The 23,761-nt window shown below is 44.8% G+C and carries 22 protein-coding genes; 8 read left to right on the top strand and 14 right to left on the bottom strand.

The genetic code is table 11. The features are described 5' to 3' along the window. Position 1: 1 nt before the first annotated feature. The 8 genes from EV207_RS14225 to EV207_RS14260 form a co-directional block, all read right to left on the bottom strand. Positions 2-619 carry an acetyltransferase gene (locus tag EV207_RS14225; protein ID WP_132746821.1) on the bottom strand — a complete coding sequence of 206 codons (618 nt, stop codon included), beginning with the start codon at positions 617-619 and terminating at the stop codon, positions 2-4. Then, a complete protein-coding gene (locus tag EV207_RS14230; protein WP_132746822.1) occupies positions 616-1,269 on the bottom strand; it encodes a sugar transferase in 654 nt (217 codons plus the stop codon). Before EV207_RS14230 ends, EV207_RS14225 begins: the two co-directional genes overlap by 4 nt. Continuing rightward, positions 1,269-2,384: a DegT/DnrJ/EryC1/StrS family aminotransferase gene (locus EV207_RS14235; RefSeq protein ID WP_132746823.1), complete on the bottom strand. Its 1,116-nt coding sequence runs from the start codon at positions 2,382-2,384 to the stop codon at positions 1,269-1,271. Before EV207_RS14235 ends, EV207_RS14230 begins: the two co-directional genes overlap by 1 nt. A gap of 241 nt (positions 2,385-2,625) precedes the next feature. Then, complete coding sequence (locus EV207_RS14240) at positions 2,626-4,446, bottom strand: nucleoside-diphosphate sugar epimerase/dehydratase (protein ID WP_132746824.1); 1,821 nt, start codon at positions 4,444-4,446, stop codon at positions 2,626-2,628. Between the two features lie 28 nt (positions 4,447-4,474). After that, a complete protein-coding gene (gene galU, locus EV207_RS14245; protein WP_132746825.1) occupies positions 4,475-5,356 on the bottom strand; it encodes a UTP--glucose-1-phosphate uridylyltransferase GalU in 882 nt (293 codons plus the stop codon). A gap of 122 nt (positions 5,357-5,478) precedes the next feature. Further along, a complete protein-coding gene (locus EV207_RS14250; protein WP_132746826.1) occupies positions 5,479-6,246 on the bottom strand; it encodes a tyrosine-protein phosphatase in 768 nt (255 codons plus the stop codon). Between the two features lie 90 nt (positions 6,247-6,336). Then, on the bottom strand, positions 6,337-7,005 hold the full coding sequence (locus tag EV207_RS14255; RefSeq protein ID WP_165886959.1) for a CpsD/CapB family tyrosine-protein kinase: 669 nt from the start codon (positions 7,003-7,005) through the stop codon (positions 6,337-6,339). Positions 7,006-7,027: 22 nt separating this feature from the next. Further along, on the bottom strand, positions 7,028-7,771 hold the full coding sequence (locus EV207_RS14260) for a YveK family protein (RefSeq protein WP_132746828.1): 744 nt from the start codon (positions 7,769-7,771) through the stop codon (positions 7,028-7,030). A gap of 648 nt (positions 7,772-8,419) precedes the next feature. On the opposite strand from EV207_RS14260, the gene EV207_RS14265 reads away from it, so the two are divergent. After that, on the top strand, positions 8,420-9,922 hold the full coding sequence (locus tag EV207_RS14265; RefSeq protein WP_132746829.1) for an alpha/beta hydrolase: 1,503 nt from the start codon (positions 8,420-8,422) through the stop codon (positions 9,920-9,922). A 47-nt stretch (positions 9,923-9,969) separates the two neighbouring features. On the opposite strand, the gene EV207_RS14270 is transcribed toward EV207_RS14265, so the two are convergent. Beyond that, positions 9,970-10,218, bottom strand: coding sequence for a hypothetical protein (locus tag EV207_RS14270; protein WP_132746830.1), 249 nt, complete (start codon positions 10,216-10,218; stop codon positions 9,970-9,972). A gap of 301 nt (positions 10,219-10,519) precedes the next feature. On the opposite strand from EV207_RS14270, the gene EV207_RS14275 reads away from it, so the two are divergent. Both EV207_RS14275 and EV207_RS14280 read left to right on the top strand, forming a co-directional pair. After that, on the top strand, positions 10,520-10,834 hold the full coding sequence (locus tag EV207_RS14275; RefSeq protein WP_243647085.1) for a nucleotidyltransferase family protein: 315 nt from the start codon (positions 10,520-10,522) through the stop codon (positions 10,832-10,834). Continuing rightward, on the top strand, positions 10,810-11,202 hold the full coding sequence (locus EV207_RS14280) for an HI0074 family nucleotidyltransferase substrate-binding subunit (protein ID WP_132746831.1): 393 nt from the start codon (positions 10,810-10,812) through the stop codon (positions 11,200-11,202). Before EV207_RS14275 ends, EV207_RS14280 begins: the two co-directional genes overlap by 25 nt. Before the next feature lie 141 nt (positions 11,203-11,343). Here the strand turns inward: EV207_RS14280 and EV207_RS14285 are convergent, their stop codons facing one another. Both EV207_RS14285 and EV207_RS14290 read right to left on the bottom strand, forming a co-directional pair. Next, positions 11,344-12,981: a high affinity choline transporter 1 gene (locus EV207_RS14285; RefSeq protein ID WP_481405304.1), complete on the bottom strand. Its 1,638-nt coding sequence runs from the start codon at positions 12,979-12,981 to the stop codon at positions 11,344-11,346. 176 nt (positions 12,982-13,157) lie between these two features. Next, entirely contained in the window at positions 13,158-13,385 is a 228-nt protein-coding gene (locus tag EV207_RS14290) for a DUF1140 family protein (RefSeq protein ID WP_132746833.1), read from the bottom strand. Between the two features lie 219 nt (positions 13,386-13,604). Between EV207_RS14290 and betB the strand changes: the two genes are divergently transcribed. From betB to cudC, 3 genes are all read left to right on the top strand, one after another. After that, entirely contained in the window at positions 13,605-15,071 is a 1,467-nt protein-coding gene (gene betB / locus EV207_RS14295) for a betaine-aldehyde dehydrogenase (protein ID WP_132746834.1), read from the top strand. A 53-nt stretch (positions 15,072-15,124) separates the two neighbouring features. Beyond that, positions 15,125-16,810, top strand: coding sequence for a choline dehydrogenase (betA, locus tag EV207_RS14300; RefSeq protein WP_132746835.1), 1,686 nt, complete (start codon positions 15,125-15,127; stop codon positions 16,808-16,810). Between the two features lie 493 nt (positions 16,811-17,303). Next, entirely contained in the window at positions 17,304-17,870 is a 567-nt protein-coding gene (cudC, locus tag EV207_RS14305) for a choline uptake/conversion transcriptional regulator CudC (RefSeq protein ID WP_132746836.1), read from the top strand. A gap of 1,012 nt (positions 17,871-18,882) precedes the next feature. On the opposite strand, the gene EV207_RS23120 is transcribed toward cudC, so the two are convergent. Then, on the bottom strand, positions 18,883-19,044 hold the full coding sequence (locus tag EV207_RS23120) for a hypothetical protein (protein WP_165886955.1): 162 nt from the start codon (positions 19,042-19,044) through the stop codon (positions 18,883-18,885). Between the two features lie 88 nt (positions 19,045-19,132). On the opposite strand from EV207_RS23120, the gene EV207_RS14310 reads away from it, so the two are divergent. Next, a complete protein-coding gene (locus EV207_RS14310; protein WP_132746837.1) occupies positions 19,133-20,881 on the top strand; it encodes a sensor histidine kinase in 1,749 nt (582 codons plus the stop codon). Continuing rightward, positions 20,878-21,621: a LytR/AlgR family response regulator transcription factor gene (locus EV207_RS14315; RefSeq protein WP_132746838.1), complete on the top strand. Its 744-nt coding sequence runs from the start codon at positions 20,878-20,880 to the stop codon at positions 21,619-21,621. The genes EV207_RS14310 and EV207_RS14315 overlap by 4 nt, the downstream gene beginning before the upstream one ends. A 16-nt stretch (positions 21,622-21,637) precedes the next feature. Here EV207_RS14315 and EV207_RS14320 read toward each other — a convergent pair whose 3' ends face one another. Then, positions 21,638-22,402, bottom strand: coding sequence for an SDR family oxidoreductase (locus tag EV207_RS14320; RefSeq protein ID WP_132746839.1), 765 nt, complete (start codon positions 22,400-22,402; stop codon positions 21,638-21,640). Positions 22,403-23,352: 950 nt separating this feature from the next. Next, complete coding sequence (locus EV207_RS14325; protein ID WP_132746840.1) at positions 23,353-23,760, bottom strand: DUF6220 domain-containing protein; 408 nt, start codon at positions 23,758-23,760, stop codon at positions 23,353-23,355. Position 23,761 lies beyond the last annotated feature (1 nt).

Raw genomic sequence — 23,761 nt, forward strand, 5'->3', positions numbered from 1 at the left:
TCTATACTCTCCTAACCGGAACACCAACATAGGTTCCAGGTTCAGTTATATCTTTAATTACCCTAGCACCTGCTCCAACCTTGCAAAGACTGGTAATGTTTACGTTATTACTTACCACAGTACCAATGCCCAACCATGTGCCTTGTCCAACTCTAACAGTACCAGCTAAATGTACACCTGGTGATATATGAGCATAATCTTCAATCAAATTGTCATGGTCAATAGTAGCGGCTGTATTAATAATGCAGCCTTTACCAATTTTAGAGCAGCAATTAATCACCACACCAGCCATTATTACTGTCCCAAAATTTATTTTAACCAGTTTACCAATAATTGCACTTGGGTGTATTAAAATGGGTATACTTGCACCTTTAGCTTCAAGTTTCCCTTGAATCTTCTCTCTTGTAGCATTGTTACCAACACCTACGAAGATATCGTGGTTCTGTAAATACTTGAATGCATCAGATGATTTACCAACTACTTTTATTCCCATTGATGATTTGATACTTTCATCATCATCTAGGAAAGCAATACTTTGCCATTTATTCATTTTCAATGCGATATCAGCAACAACTTTCCCGTGCCCGCTAGCACCAATTATGAGAAGTTTGTTTTTCATATCTCTATTCTTTCCTTTGTATTACCTTTAAAGGGTTCCATCGTCGCTGCAGTTTCCGAATTGATACCTTCTCTTACAAAGACTTTCTTTAAGGTTAGGAAAACGATCATACAATCTCCAGTAAAACTAATTTTATCTACATAATCTACATCAAGATTAAATTTATCTTTCCAGCTGATAGCATTTCTTCCGCTAACTTGTGCCAAACCAGATAAACCTGGTCTAACTTCATGACGTCTTTTTTGATGATCATTGTAGAGCGACAAATACTGTACCAATAATGGTCTTGGGCCTATAATTGACATATCGCCTTTTAAAATATTTAAAAGTTCCGGTAGCTCGTCAAGTGATGTAGAGCGAAGAAACATGCCAAACTTCGTTAACCTAACGCTATCGGGAAGTAGTTCTCCATTTTGATCCTTCTCGTCCGTCATCGTTCTAAACTTATACATCATGAAGATCTTCTCGTTCAACCCAGGCCGTTTTTGCTTAAATAGTACTGGACTACCTAGCTTTACTTTTACAAGGACAGCAACCACCAAAAGAACGGGACTAAGCACTATAGTAGCTATCAAAGATAATATGAAATCCATCGGTCTTTTTATAAATCTTCTATAAATACCATAAATACCATCTTTGGAATTTTCCATTACTCAAACCACAACCCTTTAATAATCTCAACAACTCTCGCTAAGTCCCCATCAGTCATCTTTGTATCGGATGGCAAACATACGCCATTCTCAAATAATTTTTTCGACACGCTGGTTCCAACAAAATCATATTTCTCAAAAAACGGCTGCATATGCATCGGCTTCCAAATTGGCCTTGATTCGATGTTCTTTTTTTCAAGAGCTTCCATAATATCAATGGGTTTAACCATGCCATTTAAAGTTATGGAGCTCAGCCAATAGTTTGGTTCGTTCCACTCATTACTAGGCATGAACTCAATGCCGTTCAGTCCATTAAGCTCTCTTTTATAAAAATTGAAAATGTATTTCTTCTTCTCAACTCTCTGATCTAACACCTTAAGCTGGCCTCTACCAATTCCAGCAACAACATTGCTCATACGGTAATTAAATCCTAATTCACTATGCTGATAATGCTTTGCTTGATCTCTAGATTGAGTCGCCCAAAATCTTGCCTTTGCTATTCTCTCCGTTTTATCAGAAACTAGCATGCCACCACCTGATGTAGTGATGATTTTGTTTCCATTAAAAGAGAAGATGCCATAATCCCCAAAAGTTCCAGTATGTTTACCTTTATAATATGTTCCAAGAGACTCAGCAGCATCTTCGATAACTGCTACATTATGTTTCTTACAAATCTCCATAATCTTATCCATATCTGCAGAAAGTCCATATAAATGTACTACTATTACTGCTTTTACTTCTGGATATTTTACAAAAGCTTCTTCTAAAGCTTTAGGACACATATTCCAAGTTTTACAATCACTATCTATGAAAACAGGAATTGCATTTTGATAAATGATCGGATTGGCTGTTGCTGAAAATGTAAGTGTCGGACAAAACACAATATCACCAGCTTCAACCCCAGCTGCTCTAAGAGCTAAATGAATCGCAGCTGTTCCAGAAGAGAGCGCTGCAGCGGCCTTAGAACCTACTTTATTAGCTAATTCTTTTTCAAATTCATTTACATTTTCCCCAAGGGGTGCAATCCAGTTTGTATCAAAAGCTTCCTTTATATATTGCATTTCATAACCTTCATCACTCATATGTGGTGAAGAGAGAAATATTCTTTCCCCCATTTCAAAACTCTCCCTCTTTGTAATAACTCTATATCTGGCTTGTTTAAGCGTTACGTTTAGTTGACTAGTACTTGATTGGAGTAATCTAACCTTCTCTTAATCCAATAAACTACTTACCTGCTAAACACTCATTCAATCTGCCCCAGATCCCCAAAAAATGATGCAACTCTGCTTTAACTAAAAAGCTAAAGCAAAGTCGCTCGATCTCAATAATCTTACTTACGAATGTAAATGCATCCGTTTAAGAAGACACAACCTCATGTTTCACCTTCACGTTATGATTGGCTATCCCTAAGAGGCTATCTCTTAACTGATCAGTTGGTAAACTAGCTAAATTCGAAATAACATCTTGTATCTCATTAATATATAAATTCGCTGTCTTTCCAATATAGATCTTTGGGTAAACCTGTTTGTCATGAACTTCATCACTATTTAGCAGCTCTTCAAATAATTTTTCCCCAGGTCTGATCCCAGTGTACTTTATCTCTATATCTTCCTCTGTATACCCTGAAAGCTTTATAACATTTTTAGCAAGGTCAACTATTTTTACTGGTTCGCCCATATCAAGGACAAAGATTTCTCCACCACGTGCTAAGGAACCAGCTTGGATGACTAACCTTGATGCTTCAGGGATCGTCATAAAATATCGGATCATATCAGGATGGGTTACGGTAACTGGTCCGCCTTGAGCAATTTGTTTTTTGAATAAAGGAATAACACTGCCCCGGCTACCTAGGACGTTCCCAAATCTTACGGCAACAAACTTTGTCTGGCTTATAGTACCCATATATTGAACAATCATTTCGGCAGCTTTTTTCGTCGCGCCCATGACATTCGTTGGATTAACTGCCTTATCTGAAGAAACCATGACAAATGTGTTTACGCCGGCTAGATCAGCCGCTTCTGCAACATTCTTTGTTCCAATGACATTGTTCTTAACAGCTTCTTCCGGATTCCTTTCCATTAACGGGACATGTTTATGTGCGGCCGCATGATAGACAACGTTTGGCTTATGCTTTCCGAATACAGAAACCATTTTGTCTTTATCCTGAATATCAGCGATTTCCGTTACAAATTCAGGTCCGTTTGGATATTTATTTCTTAGTTCCATTTCAATCGTATAAATGCTGTTTTCACCGTGTCCCAGTAGGACAAGTTTCTTTGGCGAAAATTTTGTGACTTGGCGGCAGATTTCTGAACCAATTGAACCTCCAGCTCCCGTAACTAATATTGTTTCGCCAGTAATGGATTCTGAAATACTCTCCATATCAAGCTCTATAGGATCGCGACCTAGCAGGTCTTCTACCTTTACATCTCTGACATGGTTAACTGACACTTTACCCATCATCAGGTCTTCAATTTTCGGGATCATTTGAGTCTTTATTTGTGTTGCGGAACATTCGAGATAGATTTCATTTAATCTTTTTGTACTCAAAGAAGGAATGGCAATGACGATGTGTTCAACTTTATAAGATGCTACACAACGATGAATGTCCTTAATCGTCCCAGCCACTGGAAGGCCCATCACCTGCAGATGATGTTTCTTGGTATCATCATCGATAAAAATAACAGGATTTAATTCCGAATCCCTGCTTTTTGATAGTTGCCTGGCTACCATCACACCGGCTGCACCCGCTCCGACTATTAACGTTCTCTTCTTATCCTTCTTGCCCTCAAAATAAGTATCCCTGAATAATCTCCAAGACAATCTTGATCCAATAATAAAGAATAAATGCAATAGCCATGTGACAAGGAGAATACGGATAAGGATATTATGGAAAACCACTTCTTGGACAATCGCAGTAGCGACAATAGATAGTGTGACAGATTTAAAAATAGCCAATAGCTCATTAACGCTGGCATATTCCCATGCTTTCATATAGAGCTTGTACCACGATGCAAACACATGATGGAAAACTAATAAAGTAATAGAGCTGGTTAAAATCGCGGTATCTTCAAATGTTATGTAAGTATCCAAGATGAATCTTCCAGCAAATATTGAACACACAACAATTAATGAATCAGCCAGTATCAGCAATGCGACACGGTTTCTATAGGACATTTGACCACCCCCTTAGTACGATTTTTATCTATCTTAATATCTCTTTTTCTTTCGATAAGATTTGTTCTAAGGATTTAATGACATCTAATCTTATTTCCGGGTTTTTGAGTGCCATCTCAATCGTCGTCAACACAAATCCAACCTTCTCCCCAACATCATAACGATCGCCTTCAAAGTTATAAGCTTGAACGCCCTTAACTTCATTTAACCTTTGAATAGCGTCCGTAAGCTGAATTTCGCCGCCTGCCCCAAGCTCTTGCTTTTCGAGGAAATCGAAGATTTCCGGTGTTAACACGTAACGCCCCATAATCGCAAGATTAGAAGGAGCATCTTCCTTTGGCTTTTCAACAAATTTGTTTACTTCATATAACCGGCCATCTTGCTTGTTAGGGTCAATAATGCCGTATCGATGTGTTTCCGTCTCCGCTACTTCTTGCACACCGATAACTGATCGGCCTGTCTTCTCGTATTGCTCCATAAGCTGTCCAATGCAAGGCTGGTCAGCTTGGACAATATCATCGCCCAATAAAACAGCAAATGGTTCATTGTCGATGAATTTCCTTGCACACCAGACAGCATGTCCTAATCCTTTAGGTTCCTTTTGCCGGATGTAATGAATATCTACCTTTGAGGATTGGCGCACCTTATCTAGTAAGTCGAACTTTTCCTTTTTGAGAAGATTTTCCTCTAGCTCAAATGCATTGTCGAAGTGGTCCTCAATTGCCCGCTTGCCTTTACCCGTTACAATAATAATGTCTTCAATACCAGCTTCAACGGCTTCTTCCACTATGTATTGAATAGTAGGTTTATCAACGATCGGCAGCATTTCTTTCGGCATTGCCTTAGTCGCAGGCAAGAAGCGTGTGCCAAGACCTGCTGCGGGTATAATTGCTTTTCTAACCTTTCCCATCTGACGTTCCCCCTTTAAAGAAAACTTGGTTTTCGTCACTTAAAACAACAAAATAAGCCTTTCTCCCTATTAACAAACACTCACACCCATCCGAAATATACGATAGAGGATAGGTGTACCTACTAGAACACCCCGAAAAATCTTTTCTCTTTAATTCTTTCCGGAACATCCCTGTTAACCATCCGCCCTTCAATCAAGAGCTCGGCGTTTTCTTTAAAAACAAATTCGACGCCTACGCCAAACCTGTCGCACAGCTCGTTATAGCCTTCCCTGAGCTTGAATGGTCTGGTTGTTGTGTTATGGGCGTCGGATGCGATGAAGTGTGTCAAGTTGTGTTCAACGATCTGTTGCGTGAATTTTTTGATTTTCTTCCCCATAACCCCAGTTAGACTGGCGGCGGTGATCTGAGCTAATGCGCCGTTTTTGACTAAGTTATATAGGATGTCCGGGTTCCGGGCGATGTCGCTGTTGCGCTCGGGATGGACAATCACCGGGGTGACGCCCGCCACCTGGAAATCATAGAAAAGCTGTTCAGCATACCTCGGCACATGGCCCGCTGGAAATTCCACAAACAAATAGCTCCCAGTCTGATTTTGCGTCAGCAGTTCACCTTGCTTGACACCCTCTACCATTTCCCCGTAGATCCGCGTCTCCTGGCCCGGCAGAATCTTGACCCCAATCTGTTCCCTTTCAAATAGCTTGTTCAGCAGATTAACGTAAGCCAGAATGGTGTCTTTGGAATTGTCGTATTTGCTCGTGCGATGGTGTGGTGTGGCAACGATATGTGTAATGCCTTCTTTATCTGCTGCACGCCCCATGGCGAGGGCTTCCTGCTCATGCTGGGGACCGTCGTCAAGGCCGGGCAAGATATGACAATGGATATCGATCAAATCTACCACCCTCCCATTGCTAGTTCTCCAAAGCTACGACATTATAACTAGGTTAAAAGCATAGAAGTCTAGCAAAAAACAGACTTCTAACTAGCTTTTCCCGTAATAATAGTAGTGCGGGCTTGCTTTGATCGGCTTGCGGTTCAAGACAACGCCAAGGATCTTGCTGTTGGCTTTATCCAACAGTTCTTTCGCCTTTACTGCAGCTTCATTTTCCGTTGCCCCGCTGCGAATGACCATCACCGTTCCGTCACATTGGTTCGCCATCACTTGTGCATCCGTCACAGCAAGGGCCGGCGGGGTGTCAAAGACAACCGCATCGAACATCGTTAATGCCTGCCGCATGAAGCCTTTCATTGCTGCAGATCCCAGTAATTCTGCCGGGTTTGGCGGAATCGGACCGCTTGGCAGGACAGAGAGATGATCTATATCTGTCTTTCTTATCGACTCCTCAAGAGTTTGCTGCTTAGTCAAGATAGTTGTTAAGCCAAGCGTGTTGTTCATCCTGAACGTATAATGAATCGTCGGCTTTCTCAAATCAGCATCGACGAGCAGCACTTTTTTCCCCTGCTGGGCCATAACGACAGCCAGGTTCGCCGCCGTTGTCGTCTTGCCTTCACCAGGACCCGGCGACGTGATCATGATCGTCTGCAAGTCCGTATCAACAAGCGAGAAATCAATGTTCGTTCTGATCGTCCGGAACTGCTCGGAAATGGTTGACTTCGGATTGTAGTGTGTGATCAGGCTGCGCTGCTTCATATTTTTTAACGCTTTATTTGTGCTACGCTTCAATCTGATCACTCCTTACCTGTTGCTGCATGGCATCCTGCTTAACAACCTTCTGCTCATTGCCGTTAATCTCAGTAATCGCCCCAAGGACCGGAAGTTCAAGAAGCTTTTCAATATCTTCTTCAGTCTTAACTGTGTTATCGAGGTATTCTAATAGGAAAGCGAGTCCTACCGAAACCATCAAACCGACAACAAAGGCAATGGCCATGTTAAGCAAAGGCTTCGGACTGACCGGTGCCGGGTTATCGGTCACTTGCGCTTTGGACAAGATGCTGACATTATCGACCTTCATAATCTTCTGGATCTTTTCTTTAAAGACGCTGGCAATACTATTGGCAATCGTTGCCGCTTCAGCTGGCTTTGTTGATTCCACCGTAACGGTAAACACTTGGGAATCTTGTTCACTGCTGACTGACAAAATGCCTTTCAACTGATCGGGTGTCATATCCAGGTTCAGATCACTGACGACTTTCTTCAGGACCGTTGGACTCTTAATAATGACACTATATGTATTGATCAATTGCACATTTGTTTGCACTGAATTGGTATCATAGACGGATTCCTTGCTGTCTGATTGATTGACTAGAATTTGAGTAGATGCATTATATTTTGGCGTCATGACAAAATAAGTGACAGCCGCACTGACAGCTGCAGCCAATATCGTAATCACTAAAATCATTGCCAGCCTTTTCCTCAACGTTTGGAATATTTCCTTGAGGCTGATCGTTTCTTCCATAAAGCCCTCCAAGTTTTACTAAAAGTTTGTCAAATTAGTACTATTATATCATGTAAAATGTAAAATCAAAGAAGTTTTTGACAGCTTTATAGTAAAAATGTCCCCGGAGGTCATCATTGCTGTTCATTGCTTCTTTTTCCATGAATCTAGGCATTGCATCACTGGCACATCAAATTATATCTCTATAATAGGAAGCTTTGCTGCTCTTGGGACGGCGTTCACCATCTATCGTGCTGACGATATAGGCCAATGCCGCCTTTGTTATCCATAAAAACAGGCCCTTTATAATCTGATTCTGAATCAGCACTTTCCAAAAGGAACTGGTACTTGGACATGACCATTCCTCCTGTCCGCTACCCCTCCCTGCGTTGATTTTTAACAATGTTACAGAGCCGTTTCATTTATTTTTGCAGGATATTTTGCTATGATAAAAAGATACACAAAATTGAAATATTCAATCGAATTCTTAATAAATATGTCACCAAAGGACCTAGTAATTGGCATAATAGCATCCGCTACATTACATTAACATTACAAAATTAACGCTTTAGGAACAGAAAATAGGGCTTTTGAAGTTATTTTTTGAATGCTCTTAGTGCTTTAAGACCATGATGGACATGCCATTGGTTATGACAAGGGGGGTTACATTTGGCTTTTCTAACGGTGGATGATTACAAGCTGCACTATAAAGTCAGACAGGGTAATCCTGATGCTGATACACTGATTTTCATCCATGGGCTTGGGCTCGACTTAACCACTTGGTCGAACTTTACCCCTTATTTGGATGAGTCTCACAATGTTGTGCTTTATGACTTTTGCGGGCACGGGCATACAGGAAGACCGGCAGCTGCGCTCTCATTCGACCAATTACACTATGAATTGCATGCGTTGTTGGAACATCTTTCGGCGGAGAGATGCCACATTATCGGCAACGGGTTTGGCGGTATTATTGGCCTCATCTATGCGAACCTTCACCCAGAAAATATTCAATCGCTAACTTTAGTGTCAACGCCATTCTATTTTCCAAATGAATTGTTTCAGCATGAATATCAAGACAGGTTTTCCCGGGTCAATCAGGAAAAGGACCTCTACGCTGATCAGCTCGTGCATAATATGGTCTATCCCGTAACGGATGAAAAGCAATCCATTATTAAGGAGGCATTCGAAAAGGCAGATTCTGAAACATATAAGAACATGATCAGAATGCTGACACCGACAAGCGAACAGAATTTCCTGTCTGAGCTCGGGAAGCTGGACGCCCGGACGATGATTATGCACGGTGAACTTGATCCTGTCTACCCTGCGAACTTATCCGTTCTTTATTCCGGCTATATTCGCAATAGCCGGCTGATTATTATTCCGAATGCATCAAATATGGCAACCATGGATCAGCCGGCATTTATCGCACAATGTCTTGAAGACTTTTTGGACAATCCGGCACCCGTTGAATTTTCCCAGAGCCATAACTTGCTCATCAAAAAATTCAATAACATTATTAAGAGCGGTTACGAGTCGGAAACGTCACATTCAATCTTGCAGGTTACGGCTTTGAAGACATTCAGCGTCAGATGGAAAGATAAAGAGGTAAAAGGGAAATGGAGGCAGAGGCGCGCCAAAGAGCTTCTCGTCTATTTGGCTTTGCATCAATCGGTAACGAGGAATAAAATCATCCAGGATTTTTATCCCGAGGCGAGCAGGAGTGATGGGAAAAATTATTTGCGTGTCCTATTAAATCATATCCGTTCCATTTTCAAGCAGCATCCTGATGAAGAATTGGTTAATACATTAGTCATCGACCGTGACCACGTGGCACTGACGACGTATGTGCAATGCGACCTTCTTGATTACACCGAAGCGATCGACCGTCTTCATCATAAGGATGTCCCTTTAAAGGCAAAAGTTGAGCTCTTTCGGAAACTGATACAGGAATATCATCCTGCTTTCCTTGCTGACTATCACGGTGAATGGGCGACTGACCTGGCTTTTAACATCGAATGGAAACTGTCCGATGTTCTGTTGAAGCTGACGGAAGACTTGGTAACTGAAGGCAGCTATCATGAGGCGCTGGAGATCCTCGGCCTTGGCAAGCATATCGAGCCTTATGAAGGCTTTTGTGAGGAATGGGCGAAGGATCTGGTGAAGAGGGTATGAATGGTGTTCCGGTGTGAATGGTGCCTGGCACCATTCACCGTCAGCCGTCACTCATCACTTTCCACGTAATAGATGACTTCTTTCGATTTTCCGAACATCTTCTTCGCTTTATAAAACACACGGTAACCGCTGTCAGCCAAACGATCATAGTCCGACGGCTTTAATCCTCTTCCTTTAGCGAAGCTCTTTGCCGCTTGGGAGATCCCGCCGGCAGGTATAGTACCCTCTGGTCTGCTCCTCTCCCCCGAAACGGTCCGCTTCCCGTCATATTCGAGATAAAACGTGTACTTTCCCATTTGGCTCCCCCTTTATTTCATTTCTGGCGTAATTGTCTATTATTCCCCATATCATTCTCAAATCAGGCCGTTTATCCATTCTATTGATGGCCGGAAAAGCCTTTTTTATGAAATATAGCACTAAGGGGCGGGCCTGAAAATGGTTTCGCCTAAAGTTATCATAATGTTACAAAAGATCCGGTTATCCGCGGAATTTCGCCAGTTGGCGATGGTTGGGGGTGAGAATATTGGCGGCATTTTCTGTGGTATACTTATTGAAAATGGAAACGAAAAAAGATAGGAAATGGAGGGCAGCGCTGACATGGAGGAAAATCGCGAGCGGATTTTAATGGCGTTAAAAGGAATCATAACCGATACGTTGCATGATACAGATGCAAAAGTCTATTTGTTCGGCTCTTGGGCGAGAGAAGAAGAAAAGCAAAGCTCAGACATCGATATTGCCGTCGAATCCAACAGCCGGATTTCCTCTTCAAAATGGTTTGAGCTTCATGACATCATTGAGGAGTCTACTATTCCCTATCGTGTCGATATCGTCAATCTGGAACACGCAAGTTCTGCCCTTATTAAAAATGTGAAAAAGGAAGGGATATTATGGAGCGGCTTCGGGAACGATTAAAATCAGCCTTAAGGGCATTAAAATCTTTTGAACAGCTTGTGGCGATCGAGGAGCCAAATGATATCGAACGTGATGCGGCTATTCAACGTTTCGAATTTACATTTGAAGCATGCTGGAAGGCTGCAAAACAGTACTTGTATGATGTGGAAGGCGTCGATGTCGGATCACCAAAGGGTGTCATAAGAAGGTGCCGAGATGTTGGTTTATTGGATAGTGGCGAAACAACTCTAGCCCTAAAAATGGTAAATGACAGAAACCTTACAGTACACACATACAATGAAGAAGTGGCCAGGAAAATACATACAAATTTAAAAGACTATTTCCCCCTGCTGGCTCATTGGGTCCAAAGGATGGAAAAGGAGTTATAACCGTATAAGAACGACAAAACCGATTCCCTAAAATAGAGAATCGGTTTTCTTTAGTTAACCAGCGTAGATGTGCTCCTCCACTTCGCTTCGTCGCAAGGCAGCGTAGACGAGGTGGCAGGCAGCAGCCTTTCCATATTATATTTAATCATTCGGATTACGCAGCGGCAGCGGCGGTGAAATACGGCGTGTAAAATATGAAACGACTAGAATGGTTACGAATCCCATAATCATTGAAAAGGTATGGAATGGGAATAGAACCGTGCCATGTTCAACCATAGGATAAGGAAGGAACGGCGGTATATTAAATGCCGGTTCGCCTCCGCCAAGCCGCAAAAATAATGCAACGATAAAGCCGGCTAATGACCCGTACCAGTTAGCCCATTTATAATAAAGGGCACAGGTAAGCTGCGGAAACAAAATACTGTATACTAAGTCACTGGATAAATTCCAAAGTGTGTAGACGCTCTCAACATTTAAGGAGATTAATGAAGCCGCCACACCTATAATTACAATAGAGCGTCTAATTATTTTTTGAAGTTGTTTGGGGCTTGCTTTTGGTTTAACTAGAGGGCGGTAGACATTCCAAGACGTCATCCCGGATGCAGACAGAAGTGATGCTGCTACTGCTGCCATTACAGCTGCAGCTAATCCGCCTAGCGCAATAGCACCGATAAAGTCAGGTGTCATATATTTAAAAACATAAGGAAGTATCATCGATGGATTGTCTGGAGCTGATGTTCCTAAAGCGCCCCAATCAGCATGCGCCCCAGCTATAGCGGCCAATGCAGGAGGAACGGCAGCTATCAGACAGATAAATCCGGCCAGGATAGATAACCACATCGCAACCTTGGCGCTTCTGGCGGAAAGGACACGTTGAAAGTAAATTTGCCAAGTAATACCGCCGAAAATAAGCAAGAAAGCATTATCCCACCAATGCCAATACATATTGCCCCAATGAGGATCTTTCCAACCCATTAATGGCGGAAAAAGATGCATAGACTTATGCATGCCTGAAGTATAATGGCTGAATGACGCCTCAAGTCCTCCAGCGTGATTGAAAGCAAAAGGCAAAACAATAAGCAATCCTATAAACATGATAGTGATTTGGAGCACATCAGTCTGTGCCACGGCCCAAAGACCGCCGACAACAGTATAAGCAACAGCCACTGCAGCCGAAATAATAATAGACATTGTAAAATCGAAACCGAGGATAACCCCGAAAGTTGTCCCAAGAGATGTTAAAATAGCCGCGCTCCAAAATAATTCACTGAATAAAGCCGGAAGATAAAGAAGGCCTGTCATCCTTTTCCCAAATCTCGCTTCCAATGGGTCCAGCATTGTTGTAAATTCCATTTTGCGCATTTTTCTGGCAAAGAAAATGCCGCCAATCATTAAACTTAGCGCATAGCACCAAGGGGCTTGGGTCCATATTAATCCCGAACTATAGATAGTTTCCGCCGTACCCACAATGTAGCCGCCTCCAAGCCACGTAGCTGCCATAGTGAACACAGAAATCCACAGAGGCATGGATCTTCCTGCCACCAGCATGTCATCCGCTTGTCCTTTTCTTTTATTTACGGATCTTGCACCAAGGTAATAGAACAGACAATATAATGCCAGCATTAAGATTAATCCCGGCCAATAAATCTTATTTTCTGAAAGAAATGAATAAATAATCGTGAGGATGGTAAATCCAATAAAGCCAATAATTGACGTTTTTAATGGTGTCCAAAAGGTCGTCTTGCTTGTGCTTGTTTCAACGGTAGGTTTCCTATTCAAATTACTCAATTTTAGGTCACATCCCTTAAAAAGTATTTTTTGAAATTTGCCCTAATGTTCTGGTGAATGGGAAAACGATAAAAGATAAGAAGAAAGTTTCTCCGTATTTTTTCCCTCTTATGGCTTGTCTAAGGCTCGACTTCGTCTGATTTAATGGGCAGAAAGTAAAAGATTTCCTATGACTCAATTGAACTGACAAGCCGCTGTTCAAGCCAGTGATAGTAAACTTTCAATTCTTCCAACTGGTTAAGATCCATATCTGCCTCTTTCCTAACGGTTTGGTCTGCCGTCACTTGCTTCCAATACTTCCGGCTGCCTGTCTCGTTTCTTTGCGCCCCCCCTTTTTTGCAGTTATTAAGTTCATTTCTACTATTTAATTCGTTAAATATGAACTTAACAGACATTAACACTATAACGTATAAAAAAATAATGTCAAATGCCTGTTTAACTACATTATTGGTGCGTTTTTAAAAAGGAGCATCACTTTTTACTAGCCCATTTGAGTTTTCCGTGGGGTTTACAACAAAAAATGTCTATGTTACATTTAATTTGTTCAATACGTTAAATAAATTTTTAATAAATAAAACAATACTTTATTAATTGAGGAGGGGGAGACAACCAATATGAAAAAAATGTACATTAACGGCGAATGGGTTGAAGCCGGTTCTGGACAAACCCGAGAGATCATTAACCCCTATAACCAAGAGGTGATTGCGATTGCGGCAGAGGGTAATGAATCAGACGCAAAACTGGCGATTTCATCAGCCCGTCAAGCATTTGATCAAGGAGAGTGGCGAAAAACGCCCGCATATGAACGAGGTAAATATGTCAACAAAATCGCTGAACTGATTGAGCGTGATAAAGACGAGCTGGCTGAATTAGAAACGCTTGATACCGGAAAAACATTTGTTGAAAGCCAAGCTGACATGGATGATATTGCTGAGGTATTCCGATATTTTGCCGGGCTTGCTGATAAAGACAGCGGCGAAGTCATCGCCTCACCAATTGCTGACAGTTCCAGCAAAGTCGTTCGTGAACCCGTTGGCGTCTGCGGTCAAATTACACCATGGAACTATCCATTGCTTCAAGCAGCATGGAAAATCGCCCCAGCCCTTGCCGCAGGAAATACAATTATTATTAAACCAAGTGAGATCACACCTCTTACAACAGTTAAAGTCACTGAATTAATGGAGGAAGCGGGCTTTCCAAAAGGCGTTGTCAATCTTGTGCTCGGTGCAGGGAATACCGTCGGCCATGAGCTCGCAAAGAATGAGGATGTTGATCTCATTTCATTTACCGGCGGAATGGCTACCGGTAAAAACATCATGTGTGCTGCTTCGGGGAATGTCAAAAAGGTTGCCCTTGAACTAGGCGGCAAAAATCCGAATATCGTTTTTGCGGATGCTGACTTTGAAACAGCGGTCGATCAAGCATTAAATGCTGTTTTTTTCCATGCTGGCCAAGTTTGTTCCGCCGGTGCCCGACTGCTCTTGGAAGATGACATTCACGATAAATTTGTTGATGCACTCATCAAACGTGTTCAAAGGATTAAGCTTGGCAATGGCTTTGATGAAGATACCCAATCCGGCCCGCTGATTTCCGCGGAACACCGTGCCAAGGTTGAAAAATATGTTGATATTGGCATTAAGGAAGGCGCCAAACTTGTCATTGGCGGAAAGCGTCCGGATCATCCGGTACTGCAAAAGGGATTCTTTTATTTACCAACAATCTTCACGGACTGTTCATCGGATATGAGAATTGTTCAGGAGGAAGTGTTTGGGCCCGTCCTTACGATTGAACGGTTCAAGGATGAGGAGGAAGCTGTTCGTCTTGCCAATGATACAATTTATGGACTTGCCGGCGCAGTCTGGACAAATGACGCTGCAAAGGGCGAAAGGGTTTCCAGTAGTCTAAGAATGGGAACTGTCTGGATTAATGATTTCCATCCTTATTTTGCTCAAGCCCCATGGGGCGGCTATAAACAGTCCGGAATTGGACGTGAGCTTGGAAAAGCAGGATTGGAAGAATACACAGAGACGAAACATATTTACCGAAATCTTAAGCCTGAGCCACTGAATTGGTTTAAGTGAATTTTATAAAAGAACCCATCGACGGGGTTCAATAACTGAAGGAGGTCTGGCAAATGAACGAAACATATGACATTGTGATCGTTGGCGGCGGCAGTGCAGGTTCTGTACTCGGTGACCGTCTAAGTGAAGATGGAACACGTAATGTTCTTGTCCTTGAGGCGGGACGCAGTGATTATCCATGGGATCTGCTGATCCAAATGCCAGCAGCTTTGGCTTTTCCTGCAGGGAAACGCCTTTATGACTGGATCTATCAATCTGATCCTGAACCTTATATGAATGGGCGCCGGATATCGCATGCACGGGGAAAGGTGCTTGGAGGTTCAAGCTCCATCAATGGGATGATCTACCAACGCGGCAACCCGCTTGACTATGAACGCTGGGGGGCTGATCCCGGTATGGAAAGTTGGGACTTTGCTCACTGTCTTCCCTATTTCAAACGGATGGAAAATGCATTAGGTTCGGAACCAGATGATGAGCTTCGCGGCCATGACGGTCCAATCAAATTGACGCGCGGGCCTGCGACCAATCCTCTGTTCCAAGCTTTCTTTGACTCAGCGGTTGAAGCGGGCTACTCGCGAACACCTGATGTCAACGGTTATCGTCAGGAGGGATTCGGACCGTTCGACCGACATGTATACAAAGGTCAACGGCTGTCCGCCTCACGTGCGTATTTGCGTCCATCTATGCGGCGTCAAAACCTCACGGTGAAGACCCGTGCTTTTGTTTCAAGTATCGATTTCAATGGTACGCGTGCCAATGGTGTGACCTATAAACGAAACGGGAAGATTCATCATGTGAATGCAGGTGAAGTCATCCTTGCGGGCGGCGCCATCAATACTCCGCAGCTGCTTCAATTATCCGGTGTGGGTGAGGCTGACTATTTGCGTTCGCTTGGCATCGATCCGATCGTAGACTTGCCAGGTGTAGGCGAGAACCTTCAGGATCATCTTGAAGTCTATATTCAACACGCTTGTTCACAACCCGTTTCCGAACAGCCTAATTTGAATAAAATGCGGATGCCTTGGGTTGGCTTGCAATGGCTATTAGGACGCACCGGCCCCGCCGCGACCAACCATTTCGAAGGCGGAGGATTCGTGCGTTCGAATGAGGATTACGAGTATCCGAATCTTATGTACCACTTTCTTCCATTAGCCGTCCGCTACGACGGACAGAAAGCGGACACGCCACACGGATTTCAGGTACACGTCGGACCAATGTATTCCGATGCTCGCGGAAAGTTGAAGATCCGTTCAACGGATCCCACCCAGCACCCAAGTATGATCTTCAACTATCTTTCTACCGAACAGGACCGCCGTGAATGGGTTGAAGCCGTACGAATTACAAGGGAAATCATGTCGCAGTCAGCGATGTCATCCTACAACGCGGGAGAAATCTCACCCGGTCCTTCCGTGCGCACAGACGAGGAGATTTTGAAATGGGTGGCGAATGACGCTGAGACCGCACTCCATCCGTCTTGCACAGCAAAAATGGGCCCCGATTCAGATCCCATGTCTGTCGTTGATCCGCATACCATGAAGGTCCACGGACTCGACAATGTACGAGTGGTTGATGCTTCTGCGATGCCTTATGTCACAAATGGCAATATCCATGCACCTGTGTTGATGTTGGCGGAGAAAGCAGCGGACCTGATCCTTGAACGCAAACCGCTCGAGCCTTTGAATCTCGACTACTACCGTCATAGTGCGAGCCCGGCTGATGCAAGCACAATAACCAGTTAAACCAAATCGTTTCGAGGTGATCTTTGACAAAGTCACGAACAAGGACGTCCAGTTGATTCATCAAGCTTTTATTCGTTATACTTTGATACACGGTAGGGTTTCTCCTCTCTATGTTTCTGCCGATTCTGAGGATACCCTGCCTCATTTTTTATCTTAAATGATTTATACAAACTATCATGGCTACATAATAGAAGGTCAATAGATCGGGCTAAAAATCAAAAAAAGCATGATAAGGAAAAAATAGGCATACCAAATAAGCTTCAAAAGCGTTGACTTGAAGTAATTGCAATAAGAGTATTTTATTGGGTGTTTTTAGAAAGCCTTTTTAGGGGTATCGCCAATGGTGGTACCCCTGGTTGGACTTTTTTTTATGGGTTATGATTTAGGTAGTCGGGGCAGGACAATCGGCGCGTGGAGTTTAATCGCGACCGAAATCAAGTCTTAAGGTCGTGAACGTCCTGCCCTGCGAAATATATTGAAAGGGTGGTTACCCATGGACGAAAACAAACAACCGTCTGCTGAATTAGAAATCAACCAAGCCGAAGAAATAGTCATTCATTCCATTGCTGAAACGATGGATTTGTACGGCATCACCTCGTCAATTGGCCGACTCTATGCCATCATGTACTTTAAACAGCATCCGATGACTCTTGATGAAATGAAAGATGAAGTCGGCATGAGTAAACCCAGTATGAGTACAGCGGTTCGCCAATTACAGGAAATCAACATCGTCAAGAAGATATGGCAAAAAGGCTCTAGGAAGGACCATTTTGTGGCTGAGAAGAATTTCTTTAATTATTTCAGTCAATTTTTTGGAACCAAATGGAAAAGAGAGGCTGAGTTGAACCTTTTCGCCATTGAACAAGCGGAACATCGACTTCAAGCAGTCATGGAAGATGAAAAAAATGAAGAAAGCTTAAAAGAAAGAGCTGAGCAAGACTTGCAACAGTTAGACGGATATAGGAAATATTGTTATTGGCTCCAAAAGTTAGTCAATTCAATGGAGTCCGGTGAAATTTTTGACCTTTTGCCTATGGACAATTCAAATTCAAAGAAATAAGGGAAGTAGATAAATTTCCGCACAAACTCGGATTAACTCGAATCACAAAGGAGCTCGGAAAAGCAACGGAGGAGAATGCAAAGCATAGACGGTATATCTCGGAGCAACTCGACAGGAATGATCAGGAGTATGAAGAGCTTAAACGGAAGACATCGGATGAACATCGAGAGGTCACAGCTAGCGGCTTGATCAACACAACGGGCATCATTCGGCTGTTTTGGTGCCCGCGGAAGCAACTTTTTCGGGTTTACGGGCACGATTCGGCGCTTTGCGCACCCGTGTGACCCCATTTCCCCGGTTCGGGGGCACGATTCGATCCCTTTCCGATGGTTCTGGCCACTTTCTGCCGAGCTCGTGCCATTTTCAGCTGAGCTCTATGAAACCCTTTTCGCCAATCCCAATTAGCTGATTTCGGCTTCATCACCTTTATGAAGCCGGTTTCGACGCTTCCGATTGACCGACTTCGGGCTTTCATCGACCTTATGAACGACCTCGGGCACGATTTTTCACCGGCTTTGGGCTTTCATCGACCTTATGAACGACCTCGGGCACGATTTTTTACCGGCTTTGGGCTTTCATCGACCTTATGAACGACCTCAGGCACGATTTTTTACCGGCTTCGGGCTTTCATCGACCTTATGAACGACCTCAAGCACGATTTTTTACCGGCTTCGGGCTTTCATCGACCTTATGAACGACCTCAAGCACGATTTTTTACCAACTTCGGGCTTTCATCGACACTATGAACGACCTCAAGCACGATTTTTTACCGACTTCGAGCTTTCATCCCCACTATGAACGACCTCGGGCACGGTTTTTTACCGGCTTTGGGCGTTCATCCCCACTATGAACGACCTCAGGCACGATTTTTTGTCGCCTTCGGGCTTTCATCGACCTTATGAACGACCTCGGGCACGATTTTTTACCGGCTTCGGGCTTTCATCGACCTTATGAACGACCTCAGGCACGATTTTTTATCGCCTTTGGGCTTTCATCGATACTATGAACGACCTCAGGCACGATTTTTTACCGCCTTTGGGCTTTCATCGCCACTTTGAACGACCTCGTTCCGGCGCTCCCGATTGCCCGATTTCGGCTTCATCACCCGTTCCCGTTCCAATTTCGCCAACCCCCCGTGCTTTGCTTCTATCCATATAACTATTGTAAAATTCAATTAGGTATATGCCCTTTTGGACCGGGGCCAAAAGCAGTGTGCTTTCCTGCTGCCGCTAAGTCTAGATTTTCATCATGGAGGTTATGGCATGTTTGAACTGCTTTTTACGATGCTTGAGAGGCTCGGCATCATTGTGACGGTCGCCTTCGTCATCACCCGCTTCCGCTTTTTCAAGCAAATGATCCAAGAGGAGAAAATCAGCTATAAGCAGCAGTTGTTTGCTATTATATTTTTCGGGATCTTTGGGATCATCGGGACTTATACGGGGGTTTCTTTCAACAGCCAGACGGCGGAATACAACCGCTGGGTGTTTGATTTAGGCGATACAGAGGCGATTGCCAATTCTAGAGTGATCGGTATTATCATTGCCGGATTGCTTGGCGGGTTCCGGATTGGCATCGGCGCGGGTCTCATTGCCGGCGTCCAGCGCTATACTTTAGGCGGCTATACGGCCTTTTCATGCGGGGCAGCCTCTGTTGTGGCGGGGATTTTGTCGGGCTTTTTTTATAAAAAAAGGCGCAAGCCAATTAAATTATCGACAGCTTTTATTGTCGGGGCGCTGGCTGAAGCGGTGCAAATGATGATGATCTTGGTGCTTGCGAAGCCTTTTGACCAAGCCCTAGTATTGGTCAAGCAAATCGCGCTGCCAATGATATTCGCTAATGGCCTGGGGTCGGCCCTATTCCTGCTTATCATCCAAAATGTTTTAAAAGAAGAGGAAAAGGCCGGCGCTTTGCAAGCCCAAAAGGCTCTGCGGCTGGCGGAGAATACTGTCCGTTATTTGCGAAAGGGCTTAAATTTTGATACCGCCCGGGCTGTGTGTGACATCATTTTCCGTGAAGTCGATGCCTCCGCTGTCTCCATTACGAACCATGAGCGGATCTTAGCCTATGCCGGCCTCGGCGATGATCACCACCATCCCAATTCATTAATTAAAACGGATATTGCCAGAAAGGTGATTCAAGAAGGTCAGATGGTGATTGCCGGACATGATGATATTCATTGTACGGCGGCGGGTTGTCCCTTAGGGGCGGCGGTGGTTGCCCCTCTCAAAAGCCGGGGCGAAACGGTCGGCACGCTGAAGTTTTATTTTCAATCAGAGCGGGATATCTCAAATGTTAACCTGGAGCTTGTAAGAGGCCTCAGCTCGCTCTTGAGTCAGCAATTAGAAATATCCGAGACGGAAAAAGCTTACCAACTGGCAAAAGAAGCGGAAATTAAAGCGCTTCAGGCTCAAATCAGCCCACACTTTTTATTCAATTCATTAAATGTGATTATCTCATTAATCCGGTCCCAGCCGGATCATGCCCGTAAGCTTTTAATTTCATTATCCCGCTTTTTCAGGCAAAATCTTAGCGGCACGACCAAGCAATGGGCAACCTTGGAAGATGAATTGAAGCATGTCAGGGCCTACCTCTCTATTGAAGAAGCTCGGTTCGTCGACAAATTAACGATTGTCTATGACATCGACGATGCTGTCCTAGGACGCCAGATCCCCCCATTGACCTTGCAGCCGATCGTGGAAAATGCCTTGAAACACGGGTTAAAAGATAAAGAAAGGGACTGCAAAGTGATCATCGAAATGAAGGAATGTGACGGGAGCACAAGGATAGCCATCAAAGATAACGGCAAAGGGATCGCGAACGAAATGCTTCAAGAAATCGGCATACGCCACATGGATTCAACACAAGGGACTGGGCTCGGCTTGTATAATGTCAACCGCCGGCTTGAAATGATGCTCGGTGATGAAGCGGCGCTCAAGATTGATAGCAAACCGGATGGAGGCACGACAATTTCCTTTTTATTACCCGCTGAGAAAGAAGGCAATGGCAAATGACAAAGACGATCGAAGTCCTCATAGTGGATGATGAACGTTACAGCCGGGAAGAACTGAAGCATCTGCTGGGTGAGCACCAACAAATTAAAATAATCGGCGAGGCTGACTCAGGTGAAGCCGCCGTGATGCGGACGATCCAATTGCAGCCTGATGTCGTCTTTTTGGACATTGACATGCCGAAGATGAATGGCATTCAGGCAGCAAAATCAATGAAAGAGTTGAAAAAAGTCCCTTTGTTCGTTTTCGCAACCGCCTATCCTGACTTTGCCGCCGATGCTTTTCGCATCGAAGCCGTCGATTATTTATTAAAGCCATTTGAGGAAGACCAGCTGAAGGACACCATTAAAAGATTGGAGAAAGTGATGTCCTTGGGGTCGGAGAGCGAAGAGCGTGTCGCGAGCCCATCGTCGCCCCATAAATTAGCGATCGAAGGCGAAGATGCAATCACTTATCTGAATCCCAATGATATTTTGTACATTTATCGTGAGGAAAAATGGACACAGGTCGTAGGCAAAGAGCGGGAATATCAGCTTAGAATCCCGCTTAAGGATTTAGAGGCCCGGCTTAAGCCCTTTTCATTTTTCCGGATTCACAAAAGTTATTTGGTCAACCTCGACTATGTGTCGCGATTAATCCCGTGGTTCAACGGCGCCTATCATCTAGAGATCAAAGGCCGCAAAGAAACCCTAACCGTCAGCCGCAATTATATCAAGGGGCTCAGGTCGAAGTTGGAATTGTAAATGGCGCCTGGCACCATTACAATCCCCCGCCCCCGGACGCATCAACAAGTTGGCCGGTCACCCAGCGGCTATCAGGAGAAGCGAAAAAGGCTGCAACATCAGCAATATCCTCCACCTGTCCAAGCCGATCAAAAACTGACGATTGTGCCGCACGTTTTTTTGACTCCGGGCGTTTTAGCAGTTCAGCATTTACCTCTGTTTCAACAACGCCCGGCATGAGTGCATTGACTGTGATGCTGCGGCTGCCGAGCTGTTTAGCCAAGGTTTGGGTCAGCGTATTTAGCCCCGCTTTACTTAAATTGTAAGCAATCGTCCCCGGAAAATGATTCTGAGCCGCAAGAGAAGAAATATTGATGATACGCCCGCCATCCCGCAAACGCTGGAGAGCTTGCTGAACCAAGAAAAATGGTGTTTTAAGATTAACAGCCATAACCTTATCAAATGCTTCTTCGGAAATTTCTTCAATAGTGCCCATTTGGGCGATCCCGGCGTTATTTACCAAAATATCAAACTGTGATTGACCCGTGTATTTTTCCACCTTAGAATCCAAGTCCGCGAAGAAGGCGTCCATGTTCATCGATAACCCGAACTCCGCTTGAATGCCGAAAGCTTTGCCGCCGATTGATGCAATGTCATGGATCGTTTGCTTTGCGGCCTCTTCATTCTTGGCATAGTGGACAGCCACCAGCGCCCCGTCACCCGCTAACCGGAAGGCGATGGCCCGGCCTATCCCCCTGCTTGCTCCAGTAACTAAAGCAATCTTTCCTTCTAAAGGTTTCATTTTATGTTCCTCCTTTTTTATTTTTCGCGGACTTTGCAACTTTACGGGCGACTGCGCCCTCTTCGGGGAGTTCTGCGTCCTTTTCCCGGGTCATTGCGTCTTGGAAGGCGGGTTTGCGTCTTCATGAGCGGCAACCGCGTCCTCTTCGGGGAGTTCTGCGTCCTTTTCCCGGGTCATTGCGTCTTGGAAGGCGGGTCTGCGTCTTCACGAGCGGCGACCGCGTCCTCTTCGGGGAGTTCTGCGTCCTTTTCCCGGTTCATTGCGTCTTGGGAGGCGGGTCTGCGTCTTCATGAGCGGTGACCGCGTCCTCCTCGGCGAGGTCTGCGTCCTTTTCCCGGCTCATTGCGTCTTGGGAGGCGGGTCTGCGTCTTCATGAGCGGCGACCGCGTCCTCCTCGGCGAGGTCTGCGTCCTTTTCCCGGCTCATTGCGTCTTGGGAGGCGGGTTTGCGTCTTCATGAGCGGCGACCGCGTCCTCTTCGGGGAGTTCTGCGTCCTTTTCCCGGCTCATTGCGTCTTGGGAGGCGGGTCTGCGTCTTCATGAGCGGCGACCGCGTCCTCTTCGGGGAGTTCTGCGTCCTTTTCCCGGCTCATTGCGTCTTGGGAGGCGGGTCTGCGTCTTCACGAGCGGCGACCGCGTCCTCTTCGGGGAGGTCTGCGTCCTTTTCCCGGCTCATTGCGTCTTGGAAGGCGGGTTTGTGTCTTCAGGAGCGGCAACCGCGTCCTCTTCGGGGAGTTCTGCGTCCTTTTCCCGGCTCATTGCGTCTTGGAAGGCGGGTCTGCGTCTTCAGGAGCGGCAACCGCGTCCTCTTCAGCGATTTCTGCGTCCTTTTCCCGGCTCATTGCGTCTTGGGAGGCGGGTCTGCGTCTTTACGGGGGAACCGCACTCCCCTTATTGTTGACTACGCCCGTAATCCACCCTCCTTCTCCATATCAAAATTTAGCCTAACTATTACTTTCCCCTCGCCTGCTTAACAGCAACAATCGCGCCCCAGAATAGAAGCAAAGCAACCACCGGGTGGAGTGCCGCAAGCACCCATACCGAGGAGAAGAGTTCTACGCTCATGAACTGGAAGACGATTAAAGCAAACAGGCCAAGACTAAGCCAGATCCGAATTCTTCCGATAATACTTAACAGAATCATGATAATGGGAACTGGCGCGAAAAATTTCACGAAGGCCATATGCAGTCCCCAATCAGCCTGGCCTGTAAAAGTGGCCATGCCCGCGATAAATACTTGAGCGATGATGCAGATAAGGAAAACCCAAGCAAGAAGGCGATACGCCATCCGTCCAAACCGGGCAACCGCCGAAACCCCTTTTGTTTCTGCGCCTTTTTTATACTCCGTGTCGACATTCATC

Source organism: Scopulibacillus darangshiensis (assembly GCF_004341035.1).
In the GTDB taxonomy this organism is placed as follows: Bacteria; Bacillota; Bacilli; order Bacillales; family Sporolactobacillaceae; genus Scopulibacillus; species Scopulibacillus darangshiensis.

Coding starts and splice junctions, on each gene's coding strand:
- EV207_RS14225 (WP_132746821.1), bottom strand. CDS start 619: ATGAAAAACAAACTTCTCATAATTGGTGCTAGCGGGCACGGGAAAGTT.
- EV207_RS14230 (WP_132746822.1), bottom strand. CDS start 1,269: ATGGAAAATTCCAAAGATGGTATTTATGGTATTTATAGAAGATTTATA.
- EV207_RS14235 (WP_132746823.1), bottom strand. CDS start 2,384: ATGGGGGAAAGAATATTTCTCTCTTCACCACATATGAGTGATGAAGGT.
- EV207_RS14240 (WP_132746824.1), bottom strand. CDS start 4,446: ATGTCCTATAGAAACCGTGTCGCATTGCTGATACTGGCTGATTCATTA.
- galU (WP_132746825.1), bottom strand. CDS start 5,356: ATGGGAAAGGTTAGAAAAGCAATTATACCCGCAGCAGGTCTTGGCACA.
- EV207_RS14255 (WP_165886959.1), bottom strand. CDS start 7,005: ATGAAGCAGCGCAGCCTGATCACACACTACAATCCGAAGTCAACCATT.
- EV207_RS14260 (WP_132746828.1), bottom strand. CDS start 7,771: ATGGAAGAAACGATCAGCCTCAAGGAAATATTCCAAACGTTGAGGAAA.
- EV207_RS14270 (WP_132746830.1), bottom strand. CDS start 10,218: ATGGGAAAGTACACGTTTTATCTCGAATATGACGGGAAGCGGACCGTT.
- EV207_RS14275 (WP_243647085.1), top strand. CDS start 10,520: ATGGAGGAAAATCGCGAGCGGATTTTAATGGCGTTAAAAGGAATCATA.
- EV207_RS14280 (WP_132746831.1), top strand. CDS start 10,810: ATGGAGCGGCTTCGGGAACGATTAAAATCAGCCTTAAGGGCATTAAAA.
- EV207_RS14290 (WP_132746833.1), bottom strand. CDS start 13,385: ATGTCTGTTAAGTTCATATTTAACGAATTAAATAGTAGAAATGAACTT.
- betB (WP_132746834.1), top strand. CDS start 13,605: ATGAAAAAAATGTACATTAACGGCGAATGGGTTGAAGCCGGTTCTGGA.
- betA (WP_132746835.1), top strand. CDS start 15,125: ATGAACGAAACATATGACATTGTGATCGTTGGCGGCGGCAGTGCAGGT.
- cudC (WP_132746836.1), top strand. CDS start 17,304: ATGGACGAAAACAAACAACCGTCTGCTGAATTAGAAATCAACCAAGCC.
- EV207_RS14310 (WP_132746837.1), top strand. CDS start 19,133: ATGTTTGAACTGCTTTTTACGATGCTTGAGAGGCTCGGCATCATTGTG.
- EV207_RS14315 (WP_132746838.1), top strand. CDS start 20,878: ATGACAAAGACGATCGAAGTCCTCATAGTGGATGATGAACGTTACAGC.
- EV207_RS14320 (WP_132746839.1), bottom strand. CDS start 22,402: ATGAAACCTTTAGAAGGAAAGATTGCTTTAGTTACTGGAGCAAGCAGG.
- EV207_RS14325 (WP_132746840.1), bottom strand. CDS start 23,760: ATGAATGTCGACACGGAGTATAAAAAAGGCGCAGAAACAAAAGGGGTT.